Source organism: Brevundimonas sp. P7753, from assembly GCF_013386595.1.
GTDB classification, from domain to species: domain Bacteria; phylum Pseudomonadota; class Alphaproteobacteria; order Caulobacterales; family Caulobacteraceae; genus Brevundimonas; species Brevundimonas bullata.
Map to the genome: position 1 here is coordinate 1 of NZ_JACARP010000010.1, position 11,973 is coordinate 11,973.

The following is an 11,973-nucleotide window of genomic DNA, read 5'->3' on the forward strand; positions in this document are numbered from 1 at the left end:
GTAGCCATCCGGTGAGGACCGCGGCGAGCTAAAGCGGCTGCAGGATCTCGTCGGTCTCGATTTGCTTGAGGGCCTGGGCCAGCGTCTTGCCACGGTAAAGGCGAATCCAGGATCCGGTATGGCGACGCCATTGGATGTCGAAACGGTCGGGACCAGTCCAATCCAGACGGACGAAGGCGGCATCGAACTCTGCTCCCAGACTGTCGCTTGAGCCAGAGCGATATCGCTGGATGAAGCGATAGCGGGCACCGTGCCATTTGCCCTGGATATCGACCGGGTAGTTAAACTCGGTGGGGCGCACGACGCGAAGAAATCTCGGCTTCAGTACGTCGTCAATGAACTGTTGGCAGGCTGCGGTGATGAGCGCCTTTTCTTGCGGAAGGGGACCGTCCATCAGACCGCTGCCGTGACCAGGCTGACGCCCTTGGGACGCCAGTTCCACGGCAACAGCTCATCGAGGCGACTGGCCGGCAGATCGTTGATGCGGGCCAGGACGTCGGCGAACCAGGCCTGGGGGTCGACGTCGTTGAGCTTGCAGCTGACGATGAAGCTGTACATGGCCGCGGCCCGTTGCCCGCCCCGGTCCGAGCCGCAGAACAGCCAGGCCTTACGACCCAGAGCGACGCCCCTGAGGGCGCGTTCGGCGGCGTTGTTCGACAGGCAGACCCGGCCGTCCTCGAGGAAACGCGTGAAGGAGGGCCAGCGCCGCGTGAGATAGTTGACGGCCTTGACGATGTCGTGGTCGCGGGTGAGCTGGGCGCGCGTCTCCTGCAGCCAGACTTCGAGCTCGGCGATAATCGGCGCGCTCTTCGCCTGGCGGACAGCCAGACGTTCCAGCGGCGACTTGCCGTTGATCTCGCGTTCGATGGCGAACAGGGCGTCAATCAAACGCACCGCTTCCAGGGCCTTGGGATAGACGGCCTGGGGCTTCTCGCCGCGCGCCTTTTTACGCGCGGCGGCCTCGAGATCGGCCAGAATGAAGAACTTTCGTCGGGCGTGCGCCCAACAGCCCGCCTCCAGGATAGGGCCGGGCGGCCGCCCCTGCTTGTAGAGCTCGTTGTAGCCGCCATAGGCGTCGGCCTGCAGCACGCCGCTCCAGTTCTTGAGGTGGCCCTGGGGGTGAAGGCCTTTGCGGTCGCGCGAATAGTAGAAAAGCGCGATCCGCGGCCCCGTCCCGCCAAACGGCGCGTCGTCCAGCACATAGGTCCAGAGCCGACCGATGTCGGTCTTGCCCTTGGCCAGAATCGGCACGGTCGTGTCGTCGGCATGCAACCGCTCGGCGGCGAAGCCATGGATCTCGAGGCGGTGGAACAGCGGCGCCATCAATGCGGTGACGCCGCCGACCTGATCGGCCAGGGTGGACAGGCTCAGCGGCACGCCTTCGCGGGCGTAGCGCTCGGCCTGGCGGTTCAGCGGCTGATGCTGGCCGAACTTCTCGAACATGATCATGGCCAGAAGGTTCGGTCCGGCCCAACCCCGCGGCAGGACATGGAAGGGCGCCGGGGCCTGGGCCATGGTCTCGCAGTCGCGGCAGGAAAACTTCTCCCGCACGGTCTGGATCACCTTCCACTGGCGCGGGATCACTTCCAGCGTCTCGGTCACGTCCTCGCCCAGCTTCGACAGGCGCGACCCGCCGCAGCAGGCGCAGGCCGTGGGCGCCTCGATCACGACCCGCTCGCGCGGCAGGTGTTCCGGGAAGGGTTGGCGGGAAGGCTTCTTGCGCTCGAACCCCTTCACCGTCGTGGTCGCGCGGGCGACGGCTTTCTCGGCCGCCAGTTCGTCCTCGGTCGCCGAGGCTTCCAGTTCCTCCAGCTGCAGCTCGAGCTGGTCCAGCAGCCGGCTGCTGCGCTCTGACGTGACGCCGAAGCGTTCACGCTTCAGCTTGGCGATCTGCAGTTGCAGGTGGGCGATCAGCGCCTGGTCCTCGGCGCGGTCGGCCTTGGCGGCCGCCGCCTCGGCGACGGCCAGGGCGGCTTTCTCTTCCGCTCGGGTCGCTTTCTCTTCCGCTCGGACAGCCCCTGCCTCAGCCTGGTCGGCCCGCAGCTCGGCCGCCGCCAGCGCCCTTTTCAGCGCTGCGACGTCGTCCGGAACGGGGGCGGCCATGACTTCCATGGCGAGAATTGAATCATAATTTGCGTCGCTTGTGGCGCCCCAAAATGCAGTCTCGCCAATCTTTTTTCACTCAGCCGGCCCTCGTCGGACGCCAGCTATGCTGGGGATTTCGCCAGTCGATCCCTTCGAGCAAATAGCCGAGCTGGCCCATCGTCAGCGACACGGCCCCGCCCTCGGTCGCCGGCCAGATGAAACGCCCTCGCTCCAGCCGCTTGGCGTAGAGCGACAGGCCGATGCCGTCGTGCCAGACGATCTTCACCAGGCCACCGCCACGCCCCCTGAAGACGTAGAGATCTCCGCCATGAGGATCGCGCTTGAGGTGCTCCTGAACGAGCAAGGTCAGGCCCTGCATGCCTTTGCGCATGTCCGTATGGCCGGTGGCGAGCCATACCCGCACGCCAGATCGCATCGGGATCATCGCAGGGCCCGCAGCACCACGTCGACCAGGACCGGCGACGCCGTTCCGCTGATGCTCACCCGCGCCGAAGCCAGCTCGACCTGGATCACCGCTCCCCCGCCGGCGTCGGTCACCACGGACTCCTCGGCGATGACCGCCTCGACGAAGCCTGGGATCATCGATGCCCGCGCCTTGGCGCGCCAAGTGTAGATCAGCCCGCTCGAGACATCATGTCGGCGCGCTGCATCGACGACATTGCCGCCTGGCCCGAAAGCCTCCTCCAGGATCTGGCGCTTATCCTCATCCGTCCAGCGACGTCGCCGCTCCGGACCTGTCAGGAGGGTGATCTGGCTCATCCGCTCTCACGCCTGCTCTTATGACCGGTCTTAAGACCGCACTTAAGAGTCCAGGATCGCCGATGGGCTCAGCCGAACAAGGCGGCCTTCACCGGAGGGGTACCAAACAGGCTGATGGGGCGTCCATTCGCATCGGTGACGGCGTGCAGCTTGGTATTCATCCCGCCTTTGGTCCGTCCGATCAGTCGCCCGAGGCCCCCTTTTTTACCCGCAGGCTCGAAGCCGTACGGTGCGCCTTTAGATAGGTGGCATCGATCATGACGGTCCGGCGTTCGGCCTGTGCGCCAGACAGGCCCTCCATCATCCGGACGAAGACGCCAGCCTCGCTCCACCGCTTCCAGCGATTGTAGAGCGTCTTGTGAGGCCCGTAGGCTGCCGGCGCATCCCGCCAGCGCAGGCCGTTGCGGTTGACGAAGATGATCCCGCTCAACACCCGCCTATCATCCACCCGAGGTTTGCCGTGGCTCTTAGGGAAATAGGGCTCCAGCCGAGCCATCTGCTCGTCCGTCAGCCAATAAAGATTGCTCATAATCCAGACTCCTCAGGAGCCTGAATCAGATCGCACGCCGCAAATCAATGGGTCCTGAGCCTAGGGAAATAGGGCTCCAGCCGAGCCATCTGCTCGTCCGTCAGCCAATAAAGATTGCTCATAATCCAGACTCCTCAGGAGCCTGAATCAGATCGCACGCCGCAAATCAATGGGTCCTGAGCCTACAACACCTTCAACTTCCAGCGCCATTTGATCAGCAGACCCACACTTCGTTGCTTTCGCGCTGAAGCGAATGCCGCGTGGGAGGCGGCCGTGGTCTGAAAATGAGCAGGGTAGGGATCTTTCGACTTCGCTTAGTTATCCTGACAGCACCCCGACTACGCCAGGGCGCGTGACGAGGATGCCGAAGATGTTCGCCTGATCGTCGGGATCAAGGCCTGGTTCTAATCGAGGATATTGGACTCATTATGCGTATTTTCGTTCTCACCGCCGTTCTGACGGTCGCCGGAGCCGCCGCCGCCCAGGACCCGCCCGCCGGCCACGCCGGGATGCAGCAGTCGACCCTGGCTCCATCGGGCATCGTCACCACGCCCGCCGACGGCGCGATGACGAATGGGTCACCGGAACGCTTCAGTGCGACCTTCCCGCACCCCATGATTCTTAAGACCGTCACCCTCACCGCCGAGGGCCAGGCGCCGATCGTGGTCGCAGCCCCGCCCGCGCCCGCCGCCGCGATTGTCAGCGTCGCCTTGCCACTTCTCGCTCCGGGGGCCTACACTGCCGTATGGACCGCCGAAGCCCCGGACGGGCACAAGATGTCCGGCTCCATCAGCTTCATGGTTCACTAGGATCAACAACTGTCGGCCCGACATCGGGTCGGGCACCGGTTCGACCTGCGATTGAAAAGGGGCGGCTCATGGCCGAGTCGAAACACAACGCATCTGCTGGACCTCATGGGTCCGCAAGTCATGCACAGCACGGGCCGGACGGAATCTCCGACACGGCCGTCGATCCGGTTTGCGGCATGACCGTCGATCCGCAGAAGACGGCCCACCACGCCACCCATGCCGGCCATGATCACCATTTTTGCAGCGCAGGCTGCCGAGAAAAATTCGTCGCCGATCCTGAACATTACCTGAGTCCGTCTGTTGATCGGATTGTGGAAGCCCCGGCGGGGTCGATCTGGACCTGCCCGATGCATCCGGAAATCCGACAGGATCACCCTGGGGCCTGCCCCATCTGCGGCATGGCGCTCGAACCGGAGATGGTGACCGCAGGCGCTGGCCCCAGCGCCGAACTGACCGACATGTCGCGCCGGTTCTGGGTTGCACTGGTGCTGACCCTTCCCGTGTTTGTCCTTGAAATGGGCGCGCATCTCTTCCCCGCGCTGCATCATCTCGTGCCCATGAAGCTGTCGATCTGGATTCAGTTCGTCCTGGCGACGCCGGTCGTGCTCTGGGCAGGCTGGCCTTTCTTCGAACGCGCATGGGCGTCGCTGAAGACCCGCAATCTCAACATGTTCACCCTGATCGCCATGGGGACAGGAGTGGCCTGGGGCTACAGCGTCATTGCGACCTTGATGCCGGACATCTTCCCGGCCGCCTTCCGGGCCTCGGACGGGTCGGTTGCGGTCTATTTCGAAGCTGCCGCCGTGATCACCACCCTGGTGCTGCTCGGGCAGGTTCTCGAACTGAGGGCGCGCGAGCGGACCTCCGGCGCGATCAAGGCCCTGCTCAACCTGGCACCGAAAACCGCGCGGCGTATCGCCGATGACGGCAGCGAAGAGGAAGTCGCGCTCGAACTGGTTGTGGTCGGGGACCGGCTGCGCGTGCGGCCGGGTGAAAAGGTGCCGGTCGATGGTGTCGTCGAGGAAGGCCGCTCGGCGCTCGATGAATCGATGGTGACAGGCGAATCCATGCCGGTCACCAAGACGGTCGCCGACACGGTGATCGGCGGGACGATGAACCAGAGCGGCGCGCTGGTAATCCGCACAGACAAGATCGGCCGTGACACCATGCTGGCCCGCATTGTCCAGATGGTCGCCGAAGCGCAACGGTCGCGAGCGCCGATCCAGCGTATGGCTGACCAGGTCGCCGGATGGTTCGTGCCGGCGGTGTTGGTGGTCGCGGTGATCGCCTTCGTGGCCTGGGGCATATGGGGACCGGAGCCCCGCCTGGCGCACGGACTGGTCGCGGCGGTGGCGGTGCTGATCATCGCCTGCCCCTGCGCGCTGGGGCTGGCGACACCGATGTCGATCATGGTCGGCGTAGGAAGAGGCGCCGGCCTCGGCGTCCTCATCAAGAACGCTGAAGCCCTGGAGCATATGGAGAAGGTCGACACCCTGGTCGTCGACAAGACCGGGACGCTGACCGAGGGCAAGCCTGCCGTCACCCGGATTATCGTCTCAGAGGGTTTTGAGGAGGAAGAACTGCTGCGCATCGCCGCCGGGGTCGAACGGGCGTCCGAACATCCCCTCGCGTTGGCGATCGTCAACGCGGCGATGGACCGCAACATCGAAATCCCCTCCGTCAGCGACTTCGATTCGCCGACGGGCAAGGGCGCGGTGGGAACGATTGAGGGCAGACGCATCACGCTGGGCAATGCCCGCTTTCTGGGAGAGGCCGGGATCGACACCTCTTCCCTTGCGACGCAGGCCGACCAACTTCGCACGGATGGGGCGACCGCGATTTTCATGGGCATCGACAGCATGGTCGCAGGGGTGTTCGCCATTGCTGATCCGGTCAAATCGACCACGGCCGAAGCGCTCACCGCCTTGCGCGCCGATGGCATCACCGTGGTGATGCTGACGGGCGATAACCGCACCACGGCCGAAGCGGTCGCGCGTCAACTCGGCATCGACGCCGTCGAGGCTGATGTGCTCCCCGATCAGAAGGCCGCTGTCGTCGCGCGGCTGAAACAGGAAGGCCGTATCGTCGCCATGGCTGGCGACGGGGTCAATGATGCGCCTGCGCTGGCGACAGCCGACGTCGGCATTGCGATGGGGCCGGGCACCGACGTCGCCATGGAAAGCGCGGGCGTGACGCTTCTGAAAGGCGATCTGAACGGGATCGTCCGGGCTCGCGAACTGAGTAAGGCGACGATGTCGAATATCCGACAGAACCTGTTCTTCGCCTTCATCTACAACGCCGCCGGAGTGCCGATCGCGGCGGGGGTTCTGTATCCCTTTTTCGGCATCCTGCTCTCGCCAATGATCGCGGCGGCGGCGATGGCGCTGTCTTCCGTCAGCGTCGTGACCAACGCACTGCGCCTCAACCGCGTGCGGCTGTGAGTAGGAGCACAACCAGGTCCGATGGCGGGACGGAACTGAACTGTTGCGCAGGGGCGTGCTGGTGGCGTTCAGCCAGACTCTGCGTGGAGGACGCGGCCTGCATGAGATGATCGAGACCGTGGCCTGGAGCGAACCGTATTCGAACTGACTGTAGGATTTCTTGGAATGGCCCTTATGCGCAAAGGAGAGCAGGAGGGCGAATAGCCGGACCTGACTCATCGCTGACCTTGGGAAGGTCTGCTCCGGGACACTGCGCTGGAACCTAATCCAGTGCGTCCGCCGCGTCCGGTTCTGACTCCAGAGAGCTGGGCGGGTCTTGTAGGTTCAAGTCCGTCCGGTCGCGCTAACCGTTTGTTTCACGCAAAGGCGCGCGTCGGCCTTCTGCAAGGCTGCGCTTTGCAACTTGCGAATGTCCCGAATAATATCCGTCCATGCTCACGCTCAAAAGAAAATAGCCCGAACAGTCGGGAGGGGGACCCGTGGCGATCATCAAGAATATTCGCCAGCTCAAAGGGGCCACCGTTCTCGCTGAGCGCAAATCCTCGACGCCAAGCGTCGACTTCATGCGTTTCAACCTCATTTATGGCTTCAATGGCTGCGGCAAGAGCACGCTCTCCCGCATTTTTGCCTCGCTGCAGCAGGGCGCACGTCATCAGCGCCTGCCCGACGACTGCACGTTTGAGATCGAAATGGAGGATGGGGTCAAATATTCTTGTCCCAAATCTCTGAATGGACTCGAAAAGCGCATCTGCGTTTTCAACCACGACTTCGTCGAGGAGAACCTCCGTTGGGCTGAAGGCCATGCGAGCCCGATTTTCACCATCGGCGCCGACCAAGGCGACGCCGCCGAGCAGCTCAAGGACTGCGAAGGAAAACTGCCTGCAGCCTTGGCGCTGTCGCTCAGCGACGCGAAGATCAAGGCCGAGCGCGAGAAGGCCTTCGGCGAATACAAAAAGACCACAGCGAATGAGATTTCGGGGCGGCTGCGCCAGGCCCGACGCTACGAGGCAACCCAGTTTATCGCCGACGTCAAAGCCGGTGCCTCGGAACAGGATATCCTCAGCGATAGCGATCTCGACGCTGCGACAGCGACCTGCGCGCGCTCAGAAGCCCCCGCCAAAGTCAAACCGGTCGATGTCCCTCTCGCCGGCTTACTCGCTTGTCTTGAGACCGCAGCCGACCTCTGCCCGAAATCAATCGGCAGCGTTGTGGTCGAGGGGCTCGACGCCCATCCGACCATGGTTCAGTGGGTCAAACATGGTCATGACTATCATGCCGAGCACGACCTCAGTTCCTGCCTCCATTGCGGGAACGAGGTGTCGCCCGCGAGACGGGCGCTCCTCGCCAGCGCCTTTGACGACAAGGTCAGTGACTTCATCGGCTCGGTGCAGGAAGCCGCCAAAGCCGGGGCGGAGACATCCGCTCAGCTCGACATTGCGATCGCGGCCGTACCGGCGGCTGCCCAGCTGTCGGCGGAGTTTCAGCCGCCTTTCGAAGCGGCTGCCGCGACTTTGTCGACAGTGCTAGCCGCCGGCCGCTCGCTGCTCGACACGGCCCTTCAGGCGCTGCAGGCGCGGGGAGCCACGCCGACGACGCCGGTGGCAGTCATACTCCCGCCGCTCGCCGAGATGCAAAACCAAGTGCAGGCGCTTGAGGAAGCCTGCCAGGCGGTCAATGCAATCTGCGACCAGCATGCCGCCATGGTCGACAGCTTCAACGACCATCAGAGGAAGGCGCGCGATGCCATCCGCAAGCACTATGTTGCCCAAACCGCCAAGGCTTACAAAGCCCATGTCGCCGGCATCGAAGAGGCGACGACCACGGCCGACGACGCCAAGGCGGCGGCCGAAAATCTGACTGCTGAGATCAACACGCTGCGCGCCAAGGTGCAGCAGCACGGGCCGGCGGCCGACAAGATCAACGCCTTGGTCAAATCCTATTTGGGGCATGGGGAGCTCACGATCGTCGCCGTCGCTGAGGGTTATGAGCTGCATCGCCATGGTGCCCTTGTCCGCGGCGCACCGAGCGAGGGCGAGAAGACGGCGATTGCCATCTGCTATTTTCTGTCGACCCTCTCGTCAGAAGACCGGAAGATCAAAGATCTTATCGTCGTCATCGACGACCCGGTCTCGAGCCTCGACACCAAGGCGATGAACTATGCCAGTGCGCTGCTCCTCAACCGCCTAGCCAAGGTTGGTCAGCTTTTTGTCTTCACCCACAACCAACCCTGCATGAACGAGTTCAAGAAGGCTTGGAAAGGGCGTGCGAGGGCCGAACCTGGCAAGTCACCGACCGCTAGGTTGCTCTTCATCGACGTTGCCGTGCCGGAAGGGGCGGCGGCGCGAACCGCGACCCTGATCGAGCTGCCGAAGCAGTTGCGCGAGTTCGATTCCGAATATCACTACCTCTTCCAGAAGGTGCTCGAGTTCGAGAAGGCGGGCGTCGGCCATTCCGACTACGCTTTCATGATGCCGAACGTGCTGCGCCGAGTGCTCGAGGTCTTCCTCGCCTTCAAGGTGCCGCGCAGCGGCAATGTTAGCGACAAGCTCAAGACGATCGAGGATCGGCACGATGGCATCGATCTCGATCGTCTTCGCGCTCTCGAGAGGCTGAGCCAGGTCGAGTCGCACTCCGACAATCTCGACGATCTGATCGCGCAGTCGTCGATGACCGTCGAGGAGAGCAGGGACGCTACCCGGGCCTTGATCCATCTCTTCGAAAAGGTCGATGTCGACCATCTCAAGGATTTGCGCACCCATTGCAATCCGGCCGAGCCTCAGCAGGCAGCGCCGCCACCGCCAGTTGCGGCGGCAGCACCCGTGCCCGAAACTGACGCGTCTGCTCCTGGGGCGGCACCAACACTTGAGGATTCGCCCGAAGCTGGGCCCGCGCCAGAGGCGGAAACGGCATGAGCGTGCGATGAGTTATGATTTCAAGACGCTCTCTGATGCCGACTTCGAAGATCTCGCCCGCGATCTGATCGGTCGCCTGCTCGATCTGCGTTTCGAAGCATTTTGCGCCGGGCCCGATGGTGGCATGGATGGAAGGCACTCGTCGGCCGAGGGGGCTGTCATCCTGCAGGCCAAACATTATGCGGGATCGAGCGTTGCTCAGCTCAAGGCCGCCATGAAGGACGAGCGCGCTTCGATCGATACTGTGGCGCCGGCGCGCTACCTTCTGGCGACTTCACGCAAGCTCACACCCAAGGTGAAGGGTGATCTCGCCGCGATCATTGGGTCGAGCCTCAAAAGCGAGGCCGACATTTTCGGCCCTGACGATCTGAACGGCCTCCTGCGGGACTATCCCGATCTCGAGAAAGCCCACATCAAACTTTGGCTCTCAAGCGCGGCCGTTCTCGACCGTGTCGTCAATGCCGCCGCCCACACCTTCGCTGCGATCACGCGCGATGAAATCGCCGCCAAAGTCCGCGTCTATGCCCAGAACCCAAGCTTCTCGGAGTCAGCCGCCAAGCTCGAAGACCAGCATGTCTTGATCGTTTCCGGGCCCGGCGGCGTCGGCAAGACGACGCTCGCCGAAATGCTTGCCTACGCCTATCTTGCTGAAGGCTGGGAATTGGTCCCGATCCGCAGCCTCGATGACGGCTTCGCCTCGCTCGACGACGCGAAGCAGCAGGTTTTTCTCTTCGACGACTTCCTCGGCCGGGTGGCGCTCGATAAGCATGCCTTGTCGATGAAGGACAGTGACCTAGCCCGCTTCATCAAGCGGGTGAGGAGTAGCGCGAACGCGCGTTTCATTCTGACGACCCGCGCCTACATCCTGGAAGAGGCGAGGCGTGTCTCGGAATATCTCGCCGACCAAAGGCTCGACGTCTCCAAGTACATACTTGACGTCGGCATATACACGCGACGCATCCGCGCCCGCATCCTCTACAACCATTTGCTCGTCGCCGAGACCCCGCCCGAGCATATCCGGGCGTTGATCGAGAGTGGCAAGCTCGCCGACATCGTCGATCACAAGAACTACAATCCGCGCGTCATCGAATGGATGACCGACCGTTTCCATATCGGCGCACTTTCTGCGGCCGACTATCCCGACGCCTTCCTAGAAGGCCTGCGAAATCCCAAGGGTCTTTGGGACACCGCCTTCCGCACCCATATCGACGATCGTTGTCGGCACCTGCTCTTCGCGCTCTTCTTCTGCTCCCAATATGGCGATGACATCGACGACGCCCGCGTCTCCTATGACGCACTCCACCAGGCACTCTGCAATCGCTACGGCCTGCCGCGGGATCCGAAGGATTTCGAAGAAGCGGTTCGCATTTTGGAGGGCGGCTTCATCGCCATCAGTGGCGATCAACTCTCCTTCATCAACCCGTCCTTCCGGGATTATCTGACCGAATACCTCGACGACCAGGTTCTGCTGCGTGAGTTCGCCGGCACCTCGCGCCGGTCGGACTGGGCTGACGCCGTCTGGCGGCAGGGTCAGCGCGGCGTCACCTTGGGCTCGCTCAATCCAGAGCTGGCGGCGTCTTTCGTCGGTGTTGCGGAGGCCTTCCAAAACTGGCCGACCTGGAAGCGCCACAAAGCCGACCCGCGCAGCATGGTTATAGCCGACGGCTCAAATGCCAGCCGCCTCAAGCTGATCTTGGATTGGTGGAACCATTGCAAGGAGCCGAGGCTGATCGCAGCCGCGCTCGCTCTGGCAAGCTCGCCTCCAGACGGTTGGGATTCATGGCGCGACAGCGAGCCGGCAATCGAGCTGATCAGGCAGTTGCGCGACGGCGACTATTTCGACGAATTCCCCGCGGCCGAGGAGTTAGCCCAGCTGATCGAAGCTGGGCTGCTCAGGATGCTGAAGTCCGGCGTTTCCTCCGACGATATCGAGAAGATGTCGGACGCCATCGAGGAAAACCAAGCCCATCTCGGACCCGATATCTGCACTGCCATGAACCAGCTGATCGCGGACGAGTTCGCCGAGATTTACCAACGCGCCTCGGACATGGATTCCGAGAGTACCCTCGACGAGTATCTTGATACCTTGACCCGGTTGGCGCCCCGGGCGGGCGTTCCGAAGACGCAGATCGCAAGGGCGGCCGATGCCATCAACGAGCGCAAAAACGAAGTTGCTGACAAGGCCGAAAGCGCCGAGGCCCCGGCCTTTATCGAGAAGCGGGACGACAAGAACCCCTTCGAGGATAGCGACTTGATCGACCTGTTCATGCCGCTCTTGAGGCCCGTCAGTTGTTAATGTTTGAGCGCCGCATTAGCCCGAAATGGGTCGATTACGTCCGCCCGTACTCCTGTTGAACAACCAATGTCAGGTTCTTCCAACGAACCCAAAGTCCGCTGCTGATGCTGTGGACGGCTCT

Annotated in this window: 8 protein-coding genes and 2 pseudogenes; 5 read left to right on the forward strand and 5 right to left on the reverse strand. The window is 62.9% G+C overall.

The genetic code is table 11. The features are described from left to right. Positions 1–28 precede the first annotated feature (28 nt). The 5 genes and pseudogenes from HX774_RS02375 to HX774_RS02395 form a co-directional block, all read right to left on the reverse strand. Positions 29–394, reverse strand: a complete 366-nt coding sequence (locus HX774_RS02375; protein WP_114818814.1) for a hypothetical protein — start codon at positions 392–394, stop codon at positions 29–31. Further along, positions 394–2,103 (reverse strand): IS66 family transposase, encoded by a 1,710-nt coding sequence (locus tag HX774_RS02380; protein ID WP_114818816.1) that lies wholly within the window; start codon positions 2,101–2,103, stop codon positions 394–396. The genes HX774_RS02375 and HX774_RS02380 overlap by 1 nt, the downstream gene beginning before the upstream one ends. Before the next feature lie 79 nt (positions 2,104–2,182). Next, positions 2,183–2,530: an IS66 family insertion sequence element accessory protein TnpB gene (gene tnpB, locus HX774_RS02385; RefSeq protein ID WP_178823910.1), complete on the reverse strand. Its 348-nt coding sequence runs from the start codon at positions 2,528–2,530 to the stop codon at positions 2,183–2,185. Next, the gene (locus HX774_RS02390; RefSeq protein ID WP_138141849.1) at positions 2,527–2,865 is read right to left on the reverse strand and encodes a transposase; all 339 of its coding nucleotides are present in this window, start codon (positions 2,863–2,865) and stop codon (positions 2,527–2,529) included. Before HX774_RS02390 ends, tnpB begins: the two co-directional genes overlap by 4 nt. Before the next feature lie 98 nt (positions 2,866–2,963). Continuing rightward, positions 2,964–3,394 (reverse strand): annotated as a pseudogene (locus tag HX774_RS02395) (IS5 family transposase); the annotation flags it as partial. Positions 3,395–3,577: 183 nt separating this feature from the next. On the opposite strand from HX774_RS02395, the pseudogene HX774_RS02400 reads away from it, so the two are divergent. The 5 genes and pseudogenes from HX774_RS02400 to HX774_RS02420 form a co-directional block, all read left to right on the forward strand. Then, positions 3,578–3,676, forward strand: a pseudogene (locus HX774_RS02400) (IS6 family transposase); the annotation flags it as partial. A gap of 146 nt (positions 3,677–3,822) precedes the next feature. Continuing rightward, positions 3,823–4,203, forward strand: a complete 381-nt coding sequence (locus HX774_RS02405; protein WP_218650224.1) for a copper resistance CopC family protein — start codon at positions 3,823–3,825, stop codon at positions 4,201–4,203. 68 nt (positions 4,204–4,271) lie between these two features. Further along, entirely contained in the window at positions 4,272–6,644 is a 2,373-nt protein-coding gene (locus tag HX774_RS02410) for a heavy metal translocating P-type ATPase (protein WP_178823912.1), read from the forward strand. A 479-nt stretch (positions 6,645–7,123) separates the two neighbouring features. After that, positions 7,124–9,556 carry an AAA family ATPase gene (locus HX774_RS02415; protein ID WP_178823914.1) on the forward strand — a complete coding sequence of 811 codons (2,433 nt, stop codon included), beginning with the start codon at positions 7,124–7,126 and terminating at the stop codon, positions 9,554–9,556. A 7-nt stretch (positions 9,557–9,563) separates the two neighbouring features. After that, entirely contained in the window at positions 9,564–11,852 is a 2,289-nt protein-coding gene (locus tag HX774_RS02420) for an ATP-binding protein (RefSeq protein WP_178823916.1), read from the forward strand. Positions 11,853–11,973: the final 121 nt, after the last annotated feature.